General features: G+C 73.2%; 20 protein-coding genes. 11 read left to right on the top strand and 9 right to left on the bottom strand.

Annotated elements, in window-relative coordinates:
* Positions 1-12: 12 nt before the first annotated feature.
* Genes AB0L89_RS15320 through AB0L89_RS15310 form a run of 3 tightly spaced genes read right to left on the bottom strand, consistent with a single transcriptional unit; the run spans position 13 to position 1,905 of the window.
* Complete coding sequence (locus AB0L89_RS15320; RefSeq protein ID WP_365140265.1) at positions 13-420, bottom strand: arsenate reductase ArsC; 408 nt, start codon at positions 418-420, stop codon at positions 13-15.
* Entirely contained in the window at positions 413-1,522 is a 1,110-nt protein-coding gene (arsB, locus tag AB0L89_RS15315; RefSeq protein WP_365140262.1) for an ACR3 family arsenite efflux transporter, read from the bottom strand. Before arsB ends, AB0L89_RS15320 begins: the two co-directional genes overlap by 8 nt.
* Entirely contained in the window at positions 1,519-1,905 is a 387-nt protein-coding gene (locus AB0L89_RS15310; protein ID WP_365140259.1) for a metalloregulator ArsR/SmtB family transcription factor, read from the bottom strand. The genes arsB and AB0L89_RS15310 overlap by 4 nt, the downstream gene beginning before the upstream one ends.
* A 172-nt stretch (positions 1,906-2,077) precedes the next feature.
* Between AB0L89_RS15310 and arsM the strand changes: the two genes are divergently transcribed.
* The 4 genes from arsM to AB0L89_RS15290 all read left to right on the top strand — a co-directional run bounded on the left by arsM (position 2,078) and on the right by AB0L89_RS15290 (position 7,101).
* A complete protein-coding gene (arsM, locus tag AB0L89_RS15305; RefSeq protein WP_365140256.1) occupies positions 2,078-2,917 on the top strand; it encodes an arsenite methyltransferase in 840 nt (279 codons plus the stop codon).
* A 338-nt stretch (positions 2,918-3,255) separates the two neighbouring features.
* A complete protein-coding gene (locus AB0L89_RS15300; RefSeq protein WP_365140253.1) occupies positions 3,256-4,197 on the top strand; it encodes a hypothetical protein in 942 nt (313 codons plus the stop codon).
* 23 nt (positions 4,198-4,220) lie between these two features.
* A complete protein-coding gene (locus tag AB0L89_RS15295) occupies positions 4,221-4,571 on the top strand; it encodes a hypothetical protein (RefSeq protein WP_365140250.1) in 351 nt (116 codons plus the stop codon).
* 307 nt (positions 4,572-4,878) lie between these two features.
* A complete protein-coding gene (locus AB0L89_RS15290; protein ID WP_365140247.1) occupies positions 4,879-7,101 on the top strand; it encodes a hypothetical protein in 2,223 nt (740 codons plus the stop codon).
* Between the two features lie 353 nt (positions 7,102-7,454).
* On the opposite strand, the gene AB0L89_RS15285 is transcribed toward AB0L89_RS15290, so the two are convergent.
* Positions 7,455-7,598, bottom strand: coding sequence for a hypothetical protein (locus AB0L89_RS15285; protein WP_365140244.1), 144 nt, complete (start codon positions 7,596-7,598; stop codon positions 7,455-7,457).
* A 185-nt stretch (positions 7,599-7,783) separates the two neighbouring features.
* Between AB0L89_RS15285 and AB0L89_RS15280 the strand changes: the two genes are divergently transcribed.
* From AB0L89_RS15280 to AB0L89_RS15265, 4 genes are all read left to right on the top strand, one after another.
* The gene (locus AB0L89_RS15280; RefSeq protein WP_365140241.1) at positions 7,784-11,014 is read left to right on the top strand and encodes a lantibiotic dehydratase; all 3,231 of its coding nucleotides are present in this window, start codon (positions 7,784-7,786) and stop codon (positions 11,012-11,014) included.
* On the top strand, positions 11,011-12,318 hold the full coding sequence (locus tag AB0L89_RS15275; protein WP_365140238.1) for a lanthionine synthetase C family protein: 1,308 nt from the start codon (positions 11,011-11,013) through the stop codon (positions 12,316-12,318). Before AB0L89_RS15280 ends, AB0L89_RS15275 begins: the two co-directional genes overlap by 4 nt.
* A gap of 88 nt (positions 12,319-12,406) precedes the next feature.
* Positions 12,407-12,772, top strand: coding sequence for an ANTAR domain-containing protein (locus tag AB0L89_RS15270; RefSeq protein WP_365140235.1), 366 nt, complete (start codon positions 12,407-12,409; stop codon positions 12,770-12,772).
* A gap of 282 nt (positions 12,773-13,054) precedes the next feature.
* Positions 13,055-13,885 carry a YhjD/YihY/BrkB family envelope integrity protein gene (locus tag AB0L89_RS15265; RefSeq protein WP_365140232.1) on the top strand — a complete coding sequence of 277 codons (831 nt, stop codon included), beginning with the start codon at positions 13,055-13,057 and terminating at the stop codon, positions 13,883-13,885.
* 20 nt (positions 13,886-13,905) lie between these two features.
* Here AB0L89_RS15265 and AB0L89_RS15260 read toward each other — a convergent pair whose 3' ends face one another.
* A complete protein-coding gene (locus AB0L89_RS15260; protein ID WP_365140229.1) occupies positions 13,906-15,324 on the bottom strand; it encodes a DUF2252 domain-containing protein in 1,419 nt (472 codons plus the stop codon).
* A 146-nt stretch (positions 15,325-15,470) separates the two neighbouring features.
* Between AB0L89_RS15260 and AB0L89_RS15255 the strand changes: the two genes are divergently transcribed.
* Positions 15,471-16,838, top strand: a complete 1,368-nt coding sequence (locus AB0L89_RS15255) for a diacylglycerol kinase family protein (RefSeq protein ID WP_365140225.1) — start codon at positions 15,471-15,473, stop codon at positions 16,836-16,838.
* Here AB0L89_RS15255 and AB0L89_RS15250 read toward each other — a convergent pair.
* A complete protein-coding gene (locus tag AB0L89_RS15250) occupies positions 16,820-17,281 on the bottom strand; it encodes a hypothetical protein (RefSeq protein WP_365140222.1) in 462 nt (153 codons plus the stop codon). The genes AB0L89_RS15255 and AB0L89_RS15250 overlap by 19 nt on opposite strands.
* 139 nt (positions 17,282-17,420) lie before the next feature.
* Between AB0L89_RS15250 and AB0L89_RS15245 the strand changes: the two genes are divergently transcribed.
* Positions 17,421-17,666, top strand: a complete 246-nt coding sequence (locus AB0L89_RS15245) for a hypothetical protein (protein WP_365140219.1) — start codon at positions 17,421-17,423, stop codon at positions 17,664-17,666.
* Between the two features lie 130 nt (positions 17,667-17,796).
* Entirely contained in the window at positions 17,797-18,267 is a 471-nt protein-coding gene (locus tag AB0L89_RS15240; protein WP_365140216.1) for a LuxR C-terminal-related transcriptional regulator, read from the top strand.
* 106 nt (positions 18,268-18,373) lie between these two features.
* On the opposite strand, the gene AB0L89_RS15235 is transcribed toward AB0L89_RS15240, so the two are convergent.
* From AB0L89_RS15235 to AB0L89_RS15225, 3 genes are all read right to left on the bottom strand, one after another.
* On the bottom strand, positions 18,374-20,659 hold the full coding sequence (locus tag AB0L89_RS15235; RefSeq protein WP_365140213.1) for a LuxR C-terminal-related transcriptional regulator: 2,286 nt from the start codon (positions 20,657-20,659) through the stop codon (positions 18,374-18,376).
* 261 nt (positions 20,660-20,920) lie between these two features.
* The gene (locus AB0L89_RS15230) at positions 20,921-21,406 is read right to left on the bottom strand and encodes a DUF1269 domain-containing protein (RefSeq protein ID WP_365140210.1); all 486 of its coding nucleotides are present in this window, start codon (positions 21,404-21,406) and stop codon (positions 20,921-20,923) included.
* On the bottom strand, positions 21,406-21,960 hold the full coding sequence (locus AB0L89_RS15225; RefSeq protein WP_365140207.1) for a DUF1269 domain-containing protein: 555 nt from the start codon (positions 21,958-21,960) through the stop codon (positions 21,406-21,408). The genes AB0L89_RS15230 and AB0L89_RS15225 overlap by 1 nt, the downstream gene beginning before the upstream one ends.
* Positions 21,961-21,962 lie beyond the last annotated feature (2 nt).

Below are 21,962 nucleotides of genomic sequence, written 5' to 3'. Positions count from 1 at the left end.
CGGAACCCTCCCTCAGGACAGCAGCTCGACGAGCAGCGCCTCGACCCTGGACCTGATCTCGTCACGGATGGGACGCACGGCGGGCACTCCCTGCCCGGCGGGGTCGTCGAGCTGCCAGTCGAGGTACGTCGTGCCGGGGAAGACCGGGCAGGCGTCGCCGCAGCCCATGGTGATCACGACGTCGGACGCCCGCACGGCCTCGGCGGTCAGGACCTTGGGGGTGGCGGTGGTGATGTCGACACCGACTTCCCGCATGGCTTCGACGGCGGCCGGGTTGACCTGCTCGGCGGGCAGGGAACCGGCGGAGCGGACCTCGACACGGCCGCCCGCCAGGTGGGCGAGGAATCCTGCTGCCATCTGTGAACGTCCGGCGTTGTGCACGCAGACGAACAGGACCGAGGGCCTGGCGGCTTCAGACATGGGCGGAGCCTTCCGACGCGGCGGCCGGTGAGGCCGCCGGGGCACGGGAGTCGGGGAAGTGGCGGCGGGCGGCGAGCGCCACGTACACGAGGCCGATGAGGACGGGGACCTCGATGAGCGGGCCGACGACTCCGGCGAGGGCCTGTCCGCTGGTGGCGCCGAAGGTGGCGATCGCGACGGCGATGGCGAGTTCGAAGTTGTTGCCCGCGGCCGTGAAGGCGAGCGTGGTGGCGCGGGGATGGTCGAGCCCGACCGCCTTGCCCAGGGCCATGGATCCGGCCCACATGACGGCGAAGTACACCAGCAGCGGCAGCGCGATCCGGGCGACGTCGAGCGGCCGCGAGGTGACGGCGTCGCCCTGCAGCGCGAACAGTACGACGATGGTGAACAGCAGCCCGTACAGGGCGAACGGTCCGATGCGCGGGACGAGTTCCGACTCGTACCAGGTGCGCCCCTTCGCCCTCTCGCCGAGTCTACGGGTCAGGAAGCCGGCGGCCAGGGGGATGCCGAGGAAGATCAGGACGCTGCGGGTGATCTCCCCGACGGATACGTCGAGAGCCGTCTGCTCCAGTCCGAGCAGGCCGGGCAGTACGGACAGGTAGAACCAGCCGAGGAGGCTGAAGGCAAGGACCTGGAAGACGGAGTTGAGGGCGACCAGGACGGCGGCGGCCTCGCGGTCGCCGCAGGCGAGGTCGTTCCAGATGATGACCATCGCGATGCAGCGGGCCAGGCCGACGATGATCAGGCCGGTGCGGTACTCGGGCAGGTCCGGCAGGAAGATCCAGGCGAGGGCGAACATCAGCGCCGGGCCGAGCACCCAGTTCAGGACCAGGGACGGGATCAGCAGGCGGCGGTCGCGGGTGACGGTGTCGAGCCGGTCGTAGCGGACCTTGGCAAGGACCGGGTACATCATCACCAGCAGGCCGAGCGCGATCGGCAGCGAGACCCCGGCGACGGTGAACTCGGCGAGGGCGTCGCCGAGGCCGGGCACCAGACGCCCCAGACCCAGCCCGACGGCCATCGCGGCCAGGATCCACACCGCCAAGTAGCGGTCCACGAAGGACAGTCGGCGGGCGACCGGTGCGGTGGTGCCGTCGCTCACGAGGAGGCCTCCGCGGGCGAGGGCCGTCCGGGGCGGGTGAGGATTCCGGCGAGCCTGTCGGTGGTCTCCGGAAGCAGCCAGTAGTACACCCACGTGCCGCGCCGCTCGCAGTCGATGAGTCCGGCCTGCCGCAGCAGCTTGAGGTGGTGGGAGATCGTCGGCTGGGACAGGTCGAAGGCCGGGGTGAGGTCGCAGACGCAGATCTCGCCGCCCTCGCGCGAGGCGATCATCGACAGCAGCCGCAGGCGGACCGGGTCGCCGAGGGCCTTGAACACCCTGGCCAGTTCGGCGGCCTGCTCCTCGTCCAGCGGGGTGGTCAGCAGTCCCGGACAGCACTCGTCCCCGGCCTCCCGGCCGAGCACCACAAGCTCCTGTTTCGACATTCTTCTATATTGACGAACGTCGACTCAAGGCGCAAGCTTGCATCGAGAAACATCGAAACAGGCTGATCCAGATCCCATTCGGCGCCCATGCAGTGCCCATGCAGTGCCCAGGCAGTGCCCAGGCACCCCCATGCAGTGCCCATCCCAGCCCTCACCTTTCAGGAGGCATGCCATGAGTGAAGAGACCGTCGACCTGCGCGAGACCGTCCGCGAGCGCTACGCGGCCGCCGCCGTCCAGGTCACCGAAGGCGGCACCGCCTGTTGCGGCCCGCAGGCCGTCGAGATCGACGAGAACTTCGGCGGAACCCTCTACGCCGCCGACGAGCGCGAGGCGCTGCCCGCCGAGGCCGTCGCCGCCTCCCTCGGGTGCGGCAACCCCACCGCCGTCGCCGACCTCCACGAGGGCGAGCGCGTCCTCGACCTCGGCTCCGGCGGCGGCATCGACGTCCTGCTCTCGGCCCGGCGGGTGGGTCCCACCGGCAAGGCGTACGGACTGGACATGACGGAGGAGATGCTCGCTCTCGCGCTCGCCAACCGGCAGAAGGCCGGTGCCACCAACGTCGAGTTCCTCAAGGGCACCATCGAGGCCGTCCCCCTGCCCGCGGGCACCATCGACGTCGTCATCTCCAACTGCGTGATCAACCTGTCCACCGACAAGCCCGCGGTCTTCGCCGAGATGTTCCGCGTCCTCGCGCCCGGCGGCCGGATCGGCGTCTCGGACGTCGTCGCCGAGGACCGGCTCACCCCCGAACAGCGCGCCGAGCGCGGCGACTACGTCGGCTGCATCGCGGGCGCACTCTCCTTCGCCGAATACCGCGAAGGACTGACGGCGGCCGGCTTCACGGACATCGCGCTCACGCCGACCCACGCCGTCGCCGACGGAATGCACTCGGCGATCGTGCGCGCCACGAAGCCCGGCGGCACGTCGCCCGACCTCACGTCCGCCGACCTCACGTCCGCCGCGTCCCCCGACGCGATGTCCGGCACGTGCTGCGGTGGCGACGGCCGCTGACGGCGGGCCGGGGCGACCACCGAGAGCGGCGCCGGTGGTGCTCGGTGACATTCGTGCGCCGGGCCGGTACAGAATGCGCCGATTCCGGATATCCAATCGCGATAGCGATTTTGGCGTACTGATCCGCTGCAAGTGCCGTAGGTGCTGGTCGATAAACACCAGCGGTCTTATTTGCCGTTGACGCTAGATGCGATGCGGTGTATATCCCTTGTCATTGCAACCGGCGCAGCGGACCGACCAGAAGATTCCCTGCGGCCTCGGAGCCCCGGGGACAGCCGACCGGGGGCCGGAAAGTCCCCCGGCAATCCGCTGCTGCGAAGAAAAAGGGGGATCAACATATGCTTCGCATCACGGCCGATATCTTTTCCGGCCTCCCGGATCCGGTCTCCGACATCACCGACGAGAACGAGGTAAGGGCGCTGCTCCGCGAGGTGGACAGCAACCGGAACCTGTTCCTCGGTGAAGCGCCCGCCGAGGGCGGGCTCGGAGTCCGGGGATTCTGGATCGAACCGCTCAACGACGAGTTCGGACGTGAGTTCGGCGCCGAGCCGAGGCTGTACCTTCCGGTCGGCGCACAGGCACGCGGTGGCCAGGCGGCCGACATCGGCGAGCGGCTCGTCACCCTGATGGAGCGGGGAGAACCCGCCGAGTCCGGTGAAGCGGCACCGCCGCTGGACGCCGCGCTGCGCGAGTTCCTGATCCCGCAGCTCGCGACCCCCGCCCGTCTCACCGTCACGGACCGGACCGCGACCGCGGAGGCGGAAGCGGACGCCGAAGCGGAGCAGGGGCCCGAGGAGGCCACCACGAAGGTCACCTGCACCATCGAACTCGGCGCGTTCAACCCGGGATTCTGGAACAACGACGCGACCGTGCGCCTCAACAACAACTGCTACAACTACGCCAGCAATTGGCGGACGAATACGTTCGCCCAGCCCGGCCGTGGCTGCGGCAACATGTACAAGGCCATCACCTGTGCCGAAGTCACGCGCGCTTCTCTGTGCGACGGAATGCATCACAGGTTCGACTGTTTCCCGGACTCCGAAAAGCCGCGCTACCTGGTGGCGCTGGTCATCGCTCCCGGTCCCGGCTTCATCGACTTCCACTGGTACCGCAAGCAGCAGGAGGGATTCTGGGGCCACAAGCCCGGCGGCACCGCGGCACGTAACACCGACAACAGCGGCAACGTCATCTACAACCCGGAGACCGCGAACCGTGGGCCGTACACGGCCTTCTGCGGATACTTCTACGGGTGCAATTCGCAGCGGCAGCGGATCAAGTAGCGAGCAGCAAGGACGCGGGTGGCATGGACGTCGAGATCGATCTCTACAGCGGGCGGCCGAATCCGGTGTTCGGCCTCGCGCCGGAGGCCGGGGAGGAGCTGGTGGGCCGGATCGCCGCGCTGCCGCCGGCGCCTCCCGGGGCCGCTCCGCCGGAGGGTCTCGGCTACCGCGGACTGCGGATCACCGGCGACCCGAAGGGCGACATCGTGGAGATCGTGGTGTCCGGCGGGGTCGTCGTCGTCCGTGACCGCAACGGCTCGGAGCGGGTGCTCCAGGACCCGGGCCGCTCCCTGGAGCACTCGCTCGCCGAGCTCGCCGCCACCCGCCTGGACCCGGCCGAGCTGTCGTTGCTGCGCCGGGAGTTGAGGCGCTGACCGGCTCATCGGCCACCGCGAGGGAAGGGACCACTTCTTCCTCATCGGCCACCGCGAGAGACGGCGCCACTCCCCCATCGGCCACCGCGAGGGAGCACACCGCTCCCTCGTCGGCAGCCCCTCTGTAGCGCCCCCCGCCGACGACCGCGCGACAGCGCCCCCGTCGACACCCACCTTTCAGCGCATCGCTTCCCCGGCTGCATCCGCGATGCAGCGCACTGATTCCCCGGGGCCGCGTGACGGCCGCCGCGTGCCGCCTCTCCGCCCCTCAACGCCCCTTCCCGGGCTGAACGGAGAACTTGACGCCATGTCATCTGAGAGCGGAGACCCGACCATTGGGACGGCATACCTGTCGACCTCGCCCCTGACCGACGCTCCCCCGGCCGAGGACCGGGCGAGCGGCCAGGAGCAGGAGGCGGTCGCGGAACAGGCCGTCACGGAGACCACCGGTTCCGGCCTCGCCGAAGAGCAGGCGGCGCCGGACCCACAGGAGGCGGCGCCCCAAGCGCTCCCCTACCGTCCGGTGAGCGGCCGGTACAGCGGCACCGGAGGCAGCTTCCAGCTCGAACTGCGCGTCGACGTGGACAGCACCCGGAGCGGCTCCAAGGTCCTGCGCAGGGTCAGTGGGGACTTCTTCACCACCAGCGGCGGTACGACGGCGTACTCCGGGTCGTTCGTCGTGCACAGCCCGACCGTCACCTCGACCGCGACCCAGATCGTCGTCACGGGACTCGGCGCGTTCACCTGGCAGAGCGGCGCCCCGGTCGTGCGGGTCACCGTCCCGCGACGCAGGACCAATCAGCCGCCGGGCGCCGCCACCGCCCAGTTCTTCACCACGTCCGGTCAGCCCGGCGCGAGCTACGTGTGCCCGTACGTCTCCCCGTACTTCCGCGCCGTCCAGTGGGAGCAGGACTCGGTGACCGGCAAGGTGCCGTTCCTCTCCTACAACACCGGTGCGCTGCCGCAGCCGCCGGGCAGCCCCGCCCGGGTGCTGAACGTGCCGGGCGCGTACGCCGAAGCCGGCCTTCAGTTACTGGTGTCCGGCGCCGCGAACGTCATCGCCGACAGCGCCAACGGCTGGACCGACTCCGAACTGCACGGCGCCATGCAGACCAACTTCAGCCTGTGGCGGAACGCCCCGCAGTGGAAGGTGTGGCTGCTGGTGGCCGGCGCCTACGAGGGCCTGTCGGGGGTGCGCGGCATCATGTTCGACGCCGCCGACTCCTTCCAGCGCCAGGGCTGCGCGGTCTTCTACGACCTGATCAAGGGCGCCGACCCCGAGTCCCAGCGCGCCCAGCTCCGCACGTACGTGCACGAGCTCGGGCACTCCTTCAACCTGCTGCACTCCTGGCAGAAGAACCTGGCCCGGCCGCCGGCCCCGCTCGGCCCGAGGAACGGGTTCGGCGATCTGTCCTGGATGCAGTACCCGCAGAACTACCAGTCGTCGTCCGGCACGAGCGGCACGGCCGCGTACTGGGGGGACTTCCCCTTCCAGTTCACCGACAACGAGCTGATCCATCTGCGGCACGGCTTCTACCGCAACGTGATCATGGGTGCCAACCCCTTCGCGACCGGTGCCGCCGACATCGAGCCCGAGCTCTTCGACGAACCGCTCGCCGACACGTCGGGGCTCCGTCTCGGCCTGCGGGTCGCCAAGAGCGGCTTCGCGTTCGGTGAACCGGTCGTCGTGGAACTGAAGCTGGAGACGACGGACCTGCGCGGCCGCTCCACCCACGGGCACCTCCACCCGGACGACGGGCTGGTCAACATCGCCATCCGGCAGCCCTCCGGGCGCACGGTCCTGTACCGGCCGCTGCGGCTGCGGTGCGTCGACGAGGACGACACCATTCATCTGGACACCGGCCGTCCCGCGGTCTACGCCAGCGCCTTCATCGGCTACGGCCGCGACGGGCACTACTTCCAGCAGCCGGGCACCTATCAGCTGCGCGCGTCCTACCAGGCCTCCGACGGCTCCAGGATCGTCTCGCCGGTGCTCGGCGTCACCGTGCGGCATCCCGTCAGCGCCACCGACACGCAGCTCGCCGAGCTGATGCTGGGCGAGGAGCAGGGCAAGCTGCTCGTGCTGCGCGGTTCCGACTCGCCGTCGCTGCGCTCGGGCAACGACGCGCTCCAGGAGGTCATCGAGCGGCACGCCCATCACCCCTTCGCGGTGTACGCGCGTCTCGCGAAGGGCCTCAACGCCGAGCACGAGTTCAAGAGCCTGGGTCCCGATCGCACCGGGCTGGCCGTCCGCGCTCCGGACACCAAGTCCGCGATCGAGCAGCTCGCCCCGGTCGTGAAGGCCTCCGAGCAGGGCAAGGGCGTCGACAACCTCACCCTGAACCTGGCCGCCCGGCGGCTCGCGCGCGCGTATGCCCGCCAGGGGGATGTGGAGGAGGCGGGCGCCACGCTCGACCGCCTGGTGCGGCACTTCGACACCCCGGCCTTCAAGCCGCATGTCGTGGAATCCGTGCGCGCGCAGGCGGACTCCACCAAGGCCCGCCTCATGGCCGACTTCGGCACGGGCTGAGCGACGGAGAAGGTCACGGGGCGAGGCACGGAGAGAGTCACGGACGCGGGCGTTTTCGCCCACGAATTCGGCAGGAGAATTGACGCTGCCTCAGCCGGTGATTCGGCGGGATCTCTGCCATCGGACACCGAAAAGCGTCACCGATAAAGTCCCGCCACGTCAATGGTGCTGCCGGGGATCCGAAAACCCTGCCCGGCCGCTCCGGGGTCCGCGTCCGAAAGGGCAATTCCCGTTGCCCTCGCCATCGCCCCACCCATCGAACGTACGAACGCCGAGGCGCCACCGGCGCCTCGGCAGGAGCCGGTTCCCGCGGTGTCGCACACCGCGGGAACCGGCTCTTCACATGGCCCGCGTCAGCAGAGCGAACAGGTCGTGCACGTGCGGAAGCAGGACTCCTCACCGGAAATGGCGCCTGCGGCGCTCTCGGTGGAGACGTCCTGGATGGCGGTCTCGGTGAGGTCGATGTCGAAGAGGTCCTGCGTCACGGTCTCGGACATGGGAATTCCTTCCTACGAACCTGTCGAATCATCGCCTTTTGGCGACAGGAGCGGAATCTAGGTACGGATAACGGACGGAGTCAAGGGGTTACGGGGAGGGTATGTCGGGGTTAGTGTGGCGCCATTCCCCAGGAGGGGAACCGGGAATTCCCTGGTCCGTTTCATGGTGCATCGAGTAAGGGGACATGGCGGAGATGCGGGGTGGACAGAGCGCGGGACCGGTGTTCCGCTGCGCGGACGGAGTGCTGCTGAGGGCGCCGCTCCTGGCCCGGCCGAGGGTCCGCGCGACCTGGCGGGACGTGGTGCGGGACGGGCCGGACGAGTCCGGCGCGGAGGCCGTGGAAGCCGCGGAGGCCGGTGAACTCCGTTCCCACCTGGTGGAGTTGATCGCCGACCCGCGCTTCCGCGAGGCACTGGAGGTCTCCAGCCCCTCCCTCGCCCGCACGGTCGACGCCGTCCTCGCGGACGCCCCCATGGCCGTGTCCGATCTGCGCAAGGCCCACCGGGCCGTGACCCGCTACCTGCTCAGGGCCGCCTCGCGCCCCACCCCCTTCGGGCTCCTCGCGGGCGTCCTGTGGGGCTCCTTCGGCACGACCACCAAGGGGGAACTCACCGGCGCGGGGCACAGAGCGGCCCGGCCCGACGCCGGGCGGCTGGCCCGGCTGGTCGCCGAGTGGGAGCGCGACCCGGCCGTCCACCTGGGGCTGAGCGTGGTGGTGAACGGGCTGTGCTTCGTGCGCGGCGGGCGCCTCGTCCTGCCGTTCGCCCCCGCGGGCCCGGACGCCGCCGGCTCGGACACCGCGTCGGACGAGAGCCGCCCCACGACCCGGACCCTGCGCCACACCCCCGTCGTGCGCGCCGTGGTCGAGGCCGCCGCCCGCCCCGTCCGCTGCGCCGACCTGATCCGGGAGGTCGCATCGCGCTTCCCCGGGGCCCCCGACGGCGCCGTGGCCGGACTCGTCGCCCAACTGATCCGGGCACAGGTGCTGTTGACGGAGCTGCGCCCGCCGCTCGACGCGCCCGATCCGCTGGCACACGTCGAGGCGCTGCTCCCCTCGGACACGCCCGCCGCGCGGTGGGTCGCCGCACTGCGCGCGTCGCTGGCCGACTACCGCCGCACCCCGCTCGGGGAGGGAACGGCGGCCTGGCGCACGGCACTTGAGCGCGCGGCGGCGGATCCCGGCACGGCGCAGGATCCCGGCACGGACTCGGCTCCCGACCCGGCCGCCCTCCCCCGCCCAACCGCAAGGCGCCCGGCCACCCCCGCGCACGCCGTCCAAGTGGACCTGCGCCTGGACGGCACCGTCGTGCTCGCGCGCTCGGTGGCCGAGGAGCTGGAGCGCACCGCCGCCGCGCTGTGGCGCCTCTCGCCCCCGGGGCCGGGCCGCCTGACCCCGTACCACCAGGACTTCGTCGAGCGGTACGGGCTGGGGCGCTACGTACCCGTCAAGGAGCTGCTCGACCCCGACATCGGCCTCGGTGCCCCGGCCGGGTACCGGCTGCCCCCGAGCCACCGCCCCGACCCGGGTCCGGTGCCCCTCGGAGCCGCGCGCCAGAGGCTGTTGCTGGGGCTCGCGGCCGAGGCGCAGGCGCGCGGGGCGCGCGAGACGGTCCTGGACGAGGAGTGGCTGCGCAGGTTCGAGGCGGCCGACCGCGACGAGTCCGCCGACTCCGTGCGTCCGCCGTCCCTCGAAGTCGTCGTGCAGATCGCGGCGGAGTCGGCCGCCGCCGTGGACCGGGGCGACTTCACCCTGGTCCTGGTGGGCGCGGCCACCGCGTCCGGTGGCCACATGGGCCGCTTCGCCCACCTCTTCCCGCCCGCGCAGACCGAGGCGATCCGGCAGACGGTGCGCACCGCGCGCGCGACCACCGGACGGCTGCCCGTCCAGGTCCACCACCAGGCCTCGCACCACCGGCACGCCAACGTCGCCCAGGTGCCGACCTGGCTGGACGGGCGCCTGGTCGTCGGCGCCCACCCGGGCCCCGAGGTCCCGGGCGTCACGGACCTCACGCTCGACTCCATCGCCGTCGGCGCCGACTCCGAGGGCTTCCGGATCGTGTGCACGGAACGGGGGCGCGAGCTGACCCCGTCGGCGCTGCACGTGCTCAACCGCGAGCTGACCGCGCCCAACGCGGTGCGCTTCCTGGTCGAGGCCGCCGGGTTCGGCCGCAGGCAGTGGCGGCTGTGGGACTGGGGCGCCGCGGAGGACCTGCCGTTCCTGCCCGCCGTGCGCACCGGCCGCACCGTCCTCAGCCCGGCCCGCTGGCGGCTGGAGGCGACCGGGCTGCCCCTCGACGAGTGGCGGGCCCTGTGGCGCGTGCCCGACCACGTCCAGCTCACCCTCGGCGACCACCGCATCCCCCTCAACCTCGCCGTCCCGGCCCACCGGGAGCTCCTGCGCCGCGAGAGCGAGCGCACGGGCGCGGCCGTGGTCCACGAGCTGCCGCTGGGCGCGGACACCGACGGGGGCTGGCTGCACGGGCCCGACGGCGCCCACGAGGCGGAGGCCGTGGTGACGCTGACGCCCTGCCGACCGGACACGGCCGACGCTCCCGCCCCGCGCACCGGGCGCCCGGTGGTGCGGCGCGGCACCGACGAGATCGCGCCCGGCGGCCCGTGGCTGTACGCGACGCTCTACACCTCGGCCGAGCGTCAGGACGAGCTGCTCGCGGGCCCGTTGCGCGCGTTCCTGAGCGAGCTGGGCGCACCGCCCGCCGGGCCGGACGGCGTCGACCGCTGGTTCTTCATCCGGTACGCGGATCCCGGCCCGCATCTGCGGCTGCGGCTGCACGGCGACCCGGCGCTGCTCAACGGCGTCGTCCTGCCCCGGCTCCACGACCTGGCGGGGCGGCTGGCCGCCGACGGGCTCGCCCGTGGGCTGCGCCTGGACAGCTATGCCCCCGAGACCGAACGCTACGGCGGCCCCGCGCTGCTCGGCGCGGCCGAGGAGGTGTTCCACGCGGACAGCCGCCTGGTGCTCGACCGGCTCGCGGCGCCCTCGGACGACCCGATCCTGTCCACCGCGTACGACGTGACCGGGCTGGTGCGGGCCTTCCACCGGGGGTACGGCGGCGGCTGGCGCCGCTGGCTCACCGGTACGTATCCCAAGCGGGAGCAGCACCACAAGGCGTTCGCGGCCCGCAGACGGGCGGCGCTCGCCCGGCTCGCGCCGGACGGTCCGCCGGACCCGGTGGCGGAGCAGTACCTCGCGGCGCCGGAGCGCTTCGGGCGGCTGGTGCGCGCCGAGGAGGAGCGGGGCACGCTGAGCGTCTCCCCGGACGCGGTGCTCGCCTCGCTCGTCCACATGCACTGCAACCGGCGCCTGGGCACGGACCGTACGGCCGAGGCGCAGGCCTTGGCCGTGGCCCGCGGCGCGGTCCAGGCGCACCTCGACAGGGAAAGGGCCGGAGCATGACCGAGGATCCCGTCGCGCTGCTCGCGGAGCGTCTCGCCGACCCGGCCGCGCTGGCGGCACGCGTGACCGCCGCGGAGACCGCGGAGTCGGCCGAGACCCGCTCCCTGTGGCACGGTCAGTCCCTCGCGGACGGGCACGCCGGAGTGGGGCTGCTCTTCGCGGCGCTTGCCCATGGCGAGCCCGGGTACGCCAAGGTCGCGCACGCCCATCTGTCGGCCGCGGTCACGGGAGTGACGAGGCCCGCGCGGGAGGGGCTGTACGCGGGGCTGCCCGCCGTCGCCTTCGCCGCCCGGACCGCCGTGACCCGGACCGGCGAGTACGCGGGGCTCCTCGCCCGGCTCGACGACCAGGTCGCCCGGCTGGCACGGCAGTTGGTGGCGCGGGACGCGCCCCGGGTCGCGGCCGGGACGGCGGGGGCGCGGATGGCCGGGTACGACGTGGTGGCCGGGCTCTCCGGCGTCGGCCGCCTGCTCCTCGCGGCCGGGCCCGCGCACCGGGACACCACCGAGCAGGTCCTCGGCCACCTCGTCGCGCTCACCCGTCCGGTCACCGAACCGGGCGGCAGGGCCGTGCCCGGCTGGTGGACCGCCGATCCGATCCTGCTCAGCGAGCCGGACGGGATCCCCGGCGGGCACTTCAACGCGGGCCTCGCCCACGGCATCCCCGGCCCGCTCGCCCTGCTGTCCCTCGCCCATCGCGCGGGCGTGCGCGTACCGGGCCAGGAGCAGGCCATCCGCACGATCGTCGAGTGGCTGCTCGCGCGCCGCAGCCCGGACGGCACCGGCTGGCCCAACATCGTCCCGCTGGAGGCCGAGTTGACGGCCGCGTCCGGGGGCCGCCCCGACCTGGCACGGGCCCGCGGCGGCTGGTGCTACGGCACGCCAGGTGTCGCCCGCGCGCTCCAACTGGCCGGGCTGGCGCTGAAGGAGGCCGACTGGAACCGGCAGGCGGTGGCCGCGGTCGCCGCGTCCTGCGGCCCGCCGGGCGGCGTCCGCGCCCTCGGTGATCCCACGCTGTGCCACGGTCTGGCAGGGGTGACCACGATCGTGGCCCTGATGGCCCGTGAGCCCGGGGGCGCGGAACTGGCCGCGCTGCTGCCGGCGCTGACCGATGCCCTGGCGGGCGCGGCCGACCCGGCGCACCCCTTCCTCTGGCCCGCGGCCGCGCCCGGCGGCCCCCCCGTCGTGCACCGCCCCGGTTTCCTGGACGGGGCGGCGGGCGCCGCGCTCGCCCTGCGCTGCGCGAGGGACCCGGACGCGCCGCTCGGCGACCTGCCCTGGCAGGCCGCGCTGCTGCTCTGCTGAGCGGGGTCTTTACCCTTGTCGGGCATTGCGCACCGGCACCGGCACGGCCACAGTGAGAAGCGTCCGCATCCCCGTGCTGGAGGCTCGATTGACCCACGAAAGCCCGGAACGACCGGAGCCGGATCCGCTGGACGCGGCCGACTCGGACAAGTCGGTCGGCGAACTCAAGGAAGAGGTCGCGCAGCTCCGGCAGGCCGTGCGCTCGCATGCCGTCGTCGACCAGGCGATGGGGCTGCTCGTGGGCGTCGGACAGCTCACACCGGACGAGGCGTGGAACGTGCTGCGCGAGGTGTCGATGAACACCAACACCAAGCTGCGCACGGTGGCCGAGACGCTGATCGACTGGGGGTGCAGCGGGGTGCTGCCCCGTGACATCCGCCAGGAGCTCGAACGCCGGCTGACGCATCACCGCCGCACCAGCCCGTGCGTCGACGCCGAACCCCCGTCCTCCTGAGCCGGAGCTTCGTGCCGTTGTTCCCCGATCACTGCTTCGCCCCTTGCCGCTGGGCAAGGGGCGAAGGGGCGGGCTCACTGCCGAACCTCCCGGGAGCGCTCGGCTGCCCCGCTGCCCTCACTGAGTTCCCCGGTCCTGGGGGATGAAACGGCGCTCCGCCGGGCCGTGGACGGGCGGCGCCCGGCCGACGCGGGCCCGTCACCCGCGACGGGCGACGTGGCGCGGCCCGGTGGCCCACAGGGTGAGCGGTGGGAGCGAGCCCTGCCACGAGAGGACGCCGTCATGCGGATCGCCGTTCGCGTCCCGCCGCTGGCGGGCCGGGTCGTCCAGCAGCTCGTCCACGTCAGCATCCTCGACATGGCGACGCGGCTCGCGGCGCAGGCGTTCCTCGCGGCCCTGCCGATGCTCATCGCCGTGGCCTCGTTCTCGCCGCAGGCGGTGCGGCGCGAACTGCTCCACTCGCTGCGCACCCTCGTCGGTGCGCACGGGCCCGTGGCGGCGCAGGCCGAGGACGTCACCGCGGGCGGTGACACCGTGCTGCACAGCTGGGGCGCGGCGGGGGTGCTCGTGGCGCTGTTGTCGGCCACCGCCTTCACCCGGGCCCTGCAACGCCTGTGCGAGCGCTCCTGGAACCTGTCCCGTTCGGGCGTCCGGCTCGTCGCCTGGCGCTGGGCCGTGTGGCTGCTGGTGTGGACGACGACGCTGATCGTGCAGGGCGCGCTGCACCGGGCCTTCGGCGCGGGGCCCGTCCTCGGGGTCTCGCTCCAGGTGCTGGTCACGGTCCTGATGTGGTGGTGGACCCAGCACCTGCTGCTGGCCGGGCGGGTGCCGTGGCTCTCGCTGTTGCCGGGGTCCCTGCTGGCCGGTGCGGGAGTGGTCGCGTTCCAGGCCGTGTCGGGGCTGTGGCTGCCGAGGGCGCTGCGGTTGAGCGTGGAGCGCTACGGGGCCCTGGGCTCGGTCTTCACGGTGCTGTCCTGGCTCATCGTGTACTTCACCATCATCGTGTTCGGCGTCGCCGTCGGCCGCACGCTCTGCCAGGAGGAGTCCGTGCGGCGCCGGCTCGACGCGCTGCGGCGGTCCGCCCCGCGTCCGCGCGGCGCCGCCCCACCGTGACGGCGCCGTACGGATCCGCGTCATCGTGCCGCGCCCTCGATCTCCCGCGCCGTCACGCGGCCCTCCTTCACCGCCGTCGCCAGCGCCCCGTGGTCGCGCTCGTTCTGGTCGGCGTACGCCTCGGCGAAGCGGGCGACCGCACGGTCGAAGGCGTCGGAGCGGCCGAGGTAGGCGGCCATCGCGATGCGGTCGCCGGACCGCGCGTGGGCGCGGGCCAGGGTCGCCCCGCACACCCGGCCGAACAGCCGCATGACGTCCGGGGACATGAGGTCGGCCTGCGGGATGGCCTTCCAGTCGCGCAACTGACGTACGTAGAAGTCGCGTTGCCGGCCGTCGAGCCCCTCGACCCGCTCCCAGCCGAGGAACATGTCGCTGGTGGCCTGCATCAGCCGCTGGCCGGTGACGACCCGCTCCCCCTGGTTGGCGAGGCCGCTCTCCCCCGCGAACGGGGCGAGCACCGACGCCTGCGCCTCCTTCGCCTGGAGCAGCAGGGGGTCCTCGTCGTCGCGGCCGAGCAGCAGGACGATCCAGCAGCGCGTGCCCACGCTGCCCACGCCGACGACCTTGCGGGCCATGTCGACCACCCGGTACTGGGCGAGCAGCGCCCTGCGGTCGCCGGGCAGCGTACGGGCGTACCGCTGGATCAGGTCCCGCAGCTGTCCCTCCAGCTGTGCGCGCTCGACGCCGGGCATGAGGTCGCCGAGCGGGGTGACCAGGGGCGGGTCGGGGGCGATGCGCGGCACGCCGTCGACGACCTCGGCGAGCTTCTCCAGGGCCTGGAGGTGATCGCGGGTGCGGGCCTTCTTGAGCGTGCGGGACATCCGTCGGCGCGCCTCGGCGTCGAGCCGGCCGGACATCGTGGCGAACAGCTGCTCCGCCTCGATGTGCGCGTACCAGACGTCGAGCGTCCGCATCCCGGCGAAGTCGCGCATCGCCGTGCGATACGAGCGGACCGTCCCGCGCACCACGCGGGCCCGCTCCGCCCGGCCGAAGCCGTTGCCCCGTCCGGCGATGACGAGACTGGCCGCGAGGCGCTTCACGTCCCACTCCCACGGGCCCGGCAGCGTCTCGTCGAAGTCGTTGACGTCGAACATCAGGCGCCGCTCCGGCGAGGCGAGCAGCCGGAAGTTCAGCATGTGGGCGTCGCCGCAGAGCTGGGACCGGAAGCCGCTGGAGGGGGTGCCCGCGAGATCGCCCGCCATGATCGCGGCGGCTCCCCGGTAGAAACGGAACGGCGATTCGAGCATGCGCCCGTAGCGGATCGGCACCAGGTCCGGGAGCCTGCTCGCCGACTGCCGTTCGATCACGTCGACCGGGTCGGGGCGGTCCGTGGCGGGTGCGAAGTCGCCGTGGCTGGAGCGCGGGACCTTGGCGCGTGCGTCCCTGCCGCGGGCCGCCCGCTCCCGCGGGGTGAGGTGGTGGGTCGCGGTCTCGGTCATGGCGTACTCCCTCCCGCTGCCTGCGGACGCTGAGGACTCTGGGCACGGCCGGGCGGATCGGCGTCACCCCACCGGTGTGAGGTCGCCTGCCAGGGGTGAGGCCCACGGCAGGCCGGGGCCGCAGACTCCCGGCCATGGAACCGACGATGCGTGGACCCGGACCGCACGGACCCCGTGGACCGATCGCCCGGCGGTGGCTGGCGCGCGCGTCCCTGGCCTCCGCGGCGGCCGCGGTGCTGGTCCTCGGCGTGTTCGCGGGCGTGCGGACGTTCGGGTTGCTCGGCGTGGGGCTCGCGGGGCTGGTGGTCACGGCCGCCGCGGTCTGGTGGGTCATCAGCAGGCGGGGGGTGCTGCGGTTCCTCGCGCTGATCCTGGCGCTCGCCGCGCCGATCTGGGTGCTGGTCGAGTACGCGCGCGCCCGGCTGGTGTGGGTGGCCGTGGTGGCGGGCGCGCTCTGGGCCCTCGCGGCGGCGATGGGCCGGGCCTCGCTCGTGGCCCGGTCGGCACCGGAGCAGATGCCCGAGCATCCCGCGCCGAGGCCGCGCCACCCGGTGCTGATCATGAACCCGCGCTCCGGCGGGGGCAAGGTCCGCCGCTTCGAACTGCGGGAGCAGGCCCAGGCGTTGGGCGCCCAGGTGGTGCTCCTGGAGTGGCGCGAGGAGACCGACGTGGCGGCGCTGGCCCGCAAGTGCGCGGCCGAGGGGGCCGATCTGCTCGGGGTCGCGGGCGGGGACGGGACCCAGGCGCTGGTCGCCGATGTCGCGGCCTCGCTCGACCTGCCCTTCCTGGTGATCCCCGCGGGCACCCGCAACCACTTCGCGCTGGACCTGGGGCTCGACCGCGACGACCCGTCCAAGGCCCTCGAAGCGCTGCACGACGGGGTGGAGCTGCGGGTGGACCTCGGGCGCGCGGGCGGGCGGCCCTTCGTCAACAACGTGTCCTTCGGCGCGTACGCGGAAGTGGTGCAGAGCCCGTCCTACCGGGACGGCAAGACGCGTACGACCCTCCAGTTGCTGCCGGATCTCCTGGTGGGGCACGAAGGCGCGCGGCTGACGGCGCGCGCGGGCGAGAGCGAGTTCTCCGGCCCGCAGGCCCTGCTGGTGAGCAACAACCCCTACGGCTCGCACGACATCGCCGGACTCGGGCGGCGCACCCGCATCGACGGCGGGGTGCTCGGCTGCGTCGGCGTGCGGGTCGCGAGCGCCGCGCAGGCCGCGGGGCTGCTGCGGGGCGGACGCGCCACGGGGCTGACCCGGGCCGTCGCACCCACCGTGGTCGTCGAGGCCGACCAGGAGTGGATCCCGGTCGGCCTCGACGGAGAGGCGGTGCGGCTGCGCACGCCGGTGCGCTGCGAGGTGCGGCCCGGGGCGCTGCGGGTGGTCGTGCCGCGGCGGCGGCCGGGGGCGTACCGGGAACTCCCCCCGCTCGACTGGCGCCGGATCGGCAGGCTCGGGTTCGCCCGCCGCTCCGCCGCGGGCGGCCGGCGCGAGGACGGTCACAACGGCTCTCCGTAGACCTTGTGGGCCGCGCCGCGCCCGTACACGGCGAGCGACCAGATCACCGCGATGTCCAGGAAGATGATGATCGCCGCCCAGAACGGGTAGTACGGCGTGAAGAAGAAGTTCTCCAGGGCGCTGAACGCGGCGACCACGATGCCGACCGCACGGGCCCAGGCCTTGCCGGAGAACAGGTTGATCGCGGCCGCGAGCACGATGACGCCGGTGATCATCTGCACCCAGCCCCGGACGTTGGGGTCGAAGTCGAAGGGATAGTCGTTCTGGGCCTGGTAGAAGTTGTCGTCCAGGATCCCGGCGAGACCCGCGATCGCGTTGTACGCGCCGCTGATGCCCATCACGCACACGGCGAAGACCACTCCGCCGAGGGCGACCGGGCTGACGCGGCGCTCCGGTTCCTGCGCACCGGGGCGGGAGCGCTCCGGTGAGGTCTGTCCAGCCATGTCGAACCTCCTCCTCGGTGAACCGGGAGCATCCCGCGATCTCGCGCACGGCGCCGTCACCCGCACGAGGTGATGCCGTCCGCCCCGGTGCCGCGAGAATGGCGGCCGATGGCCAGGCCGTCGCACGGGAGGTGACGCCATGGGCGGGGCGCAGGCGGACCCGGCCGGGACACCCCCCGGCCGCGCGGACTTCGAGATCCGGGTGCGGGGCAGGTTCGGCGACGCCTTCCGTTCGGCGTTCGGCGAGATGACGATCCAACTGCGCCCGGCGGAGACGGTGCTGCTGGGCTCGGGGCTCGACCAGGCCGCCCTGTACGGGATCCTCGACCGCATCCAGGCGCTGGGGCTCGAACTGCTGGAGGTGCGGCGGCTGCCGACCTCCTGAGGCGCGGCAGGACGAAGCACCCGGAAAGGTAAAGCGCCCGCCAAAACAGGGCCGACAAGCCCCTTCCCGGGCCCGTCGGCGCCTCCCCACTGTGGAGGGGTGATGCCCTGCACATGGGGAGGTGAAGGGCATGTCCCTAGCAGTGTGCACGGAGCCGGCCGACCGTACGTCGGCCGCGGGGCAGGTGGTCGTGCTGCGCAGGCACTTGCGTGCGCTGGGCCGCGAGGAGGCGGCCGCCGACACGGCCGTGACGACCTGTCTGGTCTGGATCGCCGGGGTCCTGGTGCGCGTCGCCTACGACTTCGCGGATCCGCGCAGTGCGGATGCGCTCATGAGCGAGGCGTCGGCCGTCCTGGCGTCGGTGCCCACGCCGGCCGCCGTCGCGCCGCGCCCCGTTCCGTCACTCGTGGAACCGTTGACAGACCGTCAACTCGCCGTCCTGCGGCGGCTGGACGAGGAGGTGTCGCTGCGGCAGATCGCGGACGGGATGTACGTCTCGTACAACACCGTCAAGAGTCACACCCGGGCCGTGTACCGGAAACTGGGCGCGGGTTCGCGCGCCGAGGCCGTCGTGCGGGCGCGGGAGTTGGGGCTCTTGTAGGGCCCGCGCGCCCGTGGTCCGCCGCCGCGCCCCGGTCCCCGGCGCGGGTGGCGCGCACTTCGTCCCGACGCGTCGCGACGGCTCGCACAGCCCGCCCCTGGACCGCTCACAGCAGCTGGAGTTCCCGCGCCCGCCGCACGGCCGCCGAGCGCCGCGTCACGGCCAGCTTGCGGTAGACGCTCTTGAGGTGCGTCTTCACGGTGTTCACCGAGAGGTACAGCTCCTCGGCGATCTCCTCCGTGGTCATCATCTGCGCCAGCCGGCTCAGGACATCGCGCTCGCGTGCGCTGAGCCGCTCGGCCTGCGCCACCGCGCCGTCCGTCGTCGTGGTCTCCGGTACGGCGCTCACCGCGACGCGTCCCGGCCGGGTGGGGTCGACCAGCGCGGCGCAGGCCGGCACCACCGTCCGCAGCATCGCGCGCGGCAGCCGCGCCCGTGCCACCACGTCGCCGATCGGCACGCCCGGCGCGCCGCCGCGCTCCACCGTGCCGGTCAGCCCCGCCACCAGGGCGGCGATCCCGGAGAGGAAGGCGTCCGGCAGCGCCGCGAGGACGGCCTGGCCGTGGGCGAGTTCACGGCGGGCCCGCGCGGGGTCGCCGCGGGCCAGCTCGACCCAGGCGCGGGCCAGGTGGAGGGCGGCCCGCGGCGGCTCGGGCGCGGTCCAGGCGGGCAGCGGCGGCTGGGTGGCCTGGGTGGTGAGTTCGTCGGCGGCCCGGCAGCGTCCGCGCAGCACCTCCAGGAGGGCCAGCTCGGCCAGGCAGTCCCTGCGCAGCGCGCCGTTGCCCGCGGCGCCCGCCGCCTTCAGTCCACCGGTGAGGGCGGCCTCGGCGGCCCTCAGGGCGCCGTCGCGCAGCTCGCCGCCGCCCCGGATCGCGAGGGTGAGCGCGGAGATCTCGGGCCGCTGGACCAGTGCGCCGTGCGGCAGCCGCAGCGAGGCCGACTCCGCGTCGGCGGCGGCCGCCCGCGCCTCCCGGGGCCCGCCGGCGCGCAGCCGGTCCATGCGGATGACGGCATGGGCCAGGCGGCAGCGGGCACCGCGGTCGTCCTCGTCGGCGGGCAGCTCGGCCAGGAGCCGGTCCGCGCACGCCATGTACCGCTCGTAGGCCTGGTCGTCCGCGTGCACCCGGGCGACGGCCGCGCCGAGCAGCACGAGTTCGGGCTCGTCGGCGGGCAGCTCCCCGGGCAGCTGGGCGAGCAGCTCTGCCGACAGTCTCGCCTTGGTCAGGCCGAGGACCTGGCCGATCGCCAGGCGGTGCACGATCAGCCGGCCGATCCGCGCCCAGTCGCCCGCGGCGATCAGGTGGTGCACGGCGTCGGCGAGCAGGCCGTGGTCGCCGAGCCAGTTCGCGGCGCGGCGGTGCAGCGGCGAGACGAGTCCGGGCGCCTCGTGGCGCAGGCACATGCGCAGCACGTCGGCGAACATCTGGTGGCAGCGGAACCAGCCCTGGCCGACCGGCTGGAGGAAGGAGTTGTCGCGTACGAGGGCGGCGAAGTGCCCGCCGGCCTCCTCGCCGGAGAGTTCGGCGGCGAGTTCGGCGTTCATCCGGTCGAGCACGCTCGTCGTGAGCAGCAGCCTGCGCATGCCGGGCGACTGGAGGTCGAGGACCTCCTCGACGAGGTAGCTGGTGATCGCCTCGTCGTCGCCGGCGAACTGGGCGACGAACCGCTCGGGGTCGCTCTGCTTCTCCAGGGACATCGCGGCCAGGCGCAGCCCCGCCGCCCAGCCGTCCGTGCGGTGCCGCAGCGCGCTCACCGTCGGGCGGGGGACGTCGATGCCGTGCTGGGCGAGCAGGGCCGCGGTCTCCCGGTCGTCGAACGCGAGGTCGGCGGTGCGCAGTTCGGTGAGGTCGCTGGTGAGCCGGCCGCGGTGCAGGTGCAGGGGCGGGTCGCGGCGCGCGAGCACGACCAGGCGCAGCACGCCCGAGGTGTGCCGCAGGAGGCTGGTGACGCCCTCGGCGATCGGTGAGCCGGGTGCGGGCTGGAAGTCGTCGAGGACCAGCACGACCGGCTCGCCGTAGGCCTCCAGTTCGCCGGCCAGCGCGGCCACGTGCCGGGGGCCCTCGCCGGTGGTGACGCGGTCCGACAGGTCCACGCCCGCCTCGCGCAGGGCGGCCACGACGCGCGGCCAGAACACGCACGGCTGCTCGGCACGGCCGTCGCAGGTGACCCAGGCGAGCGGGCCGGGCAGCCGCCCCGTGTGCGCCCACTCCAGGGCCAGCGCCGTCTTGCCCGCGCCCACGGGTCCGACGACCACGGTCAGCGGACCGAGGGCGCCCCGGGCGAGACGGGCCGTCAGACGGGGCCTGGGGACCAGCCAGGTCGGCAGTGCGGGGGCGGAGCCGACGGCTCCCGCGTCCGGACCGGTGTCCCGTGGGTGTGGCCACTCGGCCATGGTCGGCACCTCGCTCTCGGAGCAGTGCGGTGCGGCACAGGCAAGTGTGGTGCCGACGGCTCCGGCGGGCTGCGCGACGGGCGCCGTATCACCCGGGTGAAGTTCCGGCGTACGACGGCGTGGAAGGCGCGCGCGAAGAGGCGCGCCCCACCCGGCACAGCCGTACCCCCCTACGGCACAGGGGCACCCCCCATACGCCTCGGGGGCGCCCCTCCTCCGGCTCGGGAAGCCCCCTCGTCCGGCGTGCCGAGCGGGCCTCGGTCACTTCTCGCGCAGCGCCTCGACCAGTTCCTCCTCCCGGTCCTTGGTGAGCGAGGTGCGGATCACGGTCGGGTTGAAGGGACGTACCGCTTCGCGCACCCGGTCGGGGGTGGAGCGCCGCACCAGGGCGAAGACGGCGGCCCTGCCCGGTTCGAGAGTGGCCGCGACCTCCTTGATGAAGGGGTCGTTGATCCCGACGTCGGTGAGCTTTCCCGCGAGGGCGCCGGTGGCGGCGCCCACCGCGGCGCCGAAGACCGGCATCAGGAAGAGGAGCCCGAACAGCGAACCCCACAGCGCGCCGCCCGCGGCGCCCACGCCGACGGGGCTGTACGTCTGCTCCACGTGGATCTTGCCGTCCATGGTGCGGTAGGCCAGCGCCGCGTCCTCCAGGTCGAGCAGTTCCTGCTTGGAGAGGTCCTTGGCGAGGCGCAGCACCGCCACCGCCTTCTCCCTGTCCGAGAATCCGAGCACGACGAGATCGGCCATCAGGCCCTCCTGTGGTTGTTGCGTTTCGGCGGTTCCGACTCCGATCCGTTCGGAACCGGTTCGCCCGACCGCTGTGCCGCACTGATGAGTTCGGCGGCGATGGGCGCGAGCGCCTCTTCGGTGAGGAAGCCCTCCGCCACCGGCACTCCGCCGGCGTCGCGCACGGCCTTGCGCAGGTACTTCGCCCAGACGTGTTCCAGCAGGACGAAGGCGGCCGCGGTGCCGGGGTCGAGCGCGTCGGCCATCTCCCTGATCTGGGTGAGGGACAGGCCGAAGGCATTGCCCTCGGCCAGGCTCGGCGCGATGCCCTCCGCCGCCCGCAGCCGCTCCGCCGAGATGCCCAGCAGCGCGGCGACCGTCTCGCCCATGCCCTCTGCCTGGAAGTCGAGGGTGAACAGGTCTCCGCCGGTCTCCTTGCCGACGAAGAGGAGATCGAGGACGTGGATCTGTTCGTTCGACTCCAGGACCGCCAGTTCCTCGATGATCCGCCCCTCGAACTTGGCGTCCGGCCCGAAGCCGATCGTCAGGAGCTGAACCGGTCCGATCTCAGCCATGG

The organism is Streptomyces sp. NPDC052114, from assembly GCF_040680155.1.
Lineage (GTDB): Bacteria > Actinomycetota > Actinomycetes > Streptomycetales > Streptomycetaceae > Streptomyces.
The sequence above is the reverse complement of the archived record's forward strand: the minus strand, read 5'-3'. Positions and strand labels throughout refer to the sequence as shown.

Coding starts and splice junctions, on each gene's coding strand:
- AB0L89_RS15235 (WP_365140213.1), bottom strand. CDS start 20,659: ATGGCCGAGTGGCCACACCCACGGGACACCGGTCCGGACGCGGGAGCC.
- AB0L89_RS15265 (WP_365140232.1), top strand. CDS start 13,055: ATGCGGATCGCCGTTCGCGTCCCGCCGCTGGCGGGCCGGGTCGTCCAG.
- AB0L89_RS15320 (WP_365140265.1), bottom strand. CDS start 420: ATGTCTGAAGCCGCCAGGCCCTCGGTCCTGTTCGTCTGCGTGCACAAC.
- AB0L89_RS15245 (WP_365140219.1), top strand. CDS start 17,421: ATGGGCGGGGCGCAGGCGGACCCGGCCGGGACACCCCCCGGCCGCGCG.
- AB0L89_RS15225 (WP_365140207.1), bottom strand. CDS start 21,960: ATGGCTGAGATCGGACCGGTTCAGCTCCTGACGATCGGCTTCGGGCCG.
- AB0L89_RS15280 (WP_365140241.1), top strand. CDS start 7,784: ATGGCGGAGATGCGGGGTGGACAGAGCGCGGGACCGGTGTTCCGCTGC.
- AB0L89_RS15250 (WP_365140222.1), bottom strand. CDS start 17,281: ATGGCTGGACAGACCTCACCGGAGCGCTCCCGCCCCGGTGCGCAGGAA.
- AB0L89_RS15275 (WP_365140238.1), top strand. CDS start 11,011: ATGACCGAGGATCCCGTCGCGCTGCTCGCGGAGCGTCTCGCCGACCCG.
- AB0L89_RS15290 (WP_365140247.1), top strand. CDS start 4,879: ATGTCATCTGAGAGCGGAGACCCGACCATTGGGACGGCATACCTGTCG.
- AB0L89_RS15300 (WP_365140253.1), top strand. CDS start 3,256: ATGCTTCGCATCACGGCCGATATCTTTTCCGGCCTCCCGGATCCGGTC.
- AB0L89_RS15260 (WP_365140229.1), bottom strand. CDS start 15,324: ATGACCGAGACCGCGACCCACCACCTCACCCCGCGGGAGCGGGCGGCC.
- AB0L89_RS15255 (WP_365140225.1), top strand. CDS start 15,471: ATGCGTGGACCCGGACCGCACGGACCCCGTGGACCGATCGCCCGGCGG.
- AB0L89_RS15285 (WP_365140244.1), bottom strand. CDS start 7,598: ATGTCCGAGACCGTGACGCAGGACCTCTTCGACATCGACCTCACCGAG.
- AB0L89_RS15240 (WP_365140216.1), top strand. CDS start 17,797: ATGTCCCTAGCAGTGTGCACGGAGCCGGCCGACCGTACGTCGGCCGCG.
- arsM (WP_365140256.1), top strand. CDS start 2,078: ATGAGTGAAGAGACCGTCGACCTGCGCGAGACCGTCCGCGAGCGCTAC.
- AB0L89_RS15230 (WP_365140210.1), bottom strand. CDS start 21,406: ATGGCCGATCTCGTCGTGCTCGGATTCTCGGACAGGGAGAAGGCGGTG.
- AB0L89_RS15310 (WP_365140259.1), bottom strand. CDS start 1,905: ATGTCGAAACAGGAGCTTGTGGTGCTCGGCCGGGAGGCCGGGGACGAG.
- AB0L89_RS15295 (WP_365140250.1), top strand. CDS start 4,221: ATGGACGTCGAGATCGATCTCTACAGCGGGCGGCCGAATCCGGTGTTC.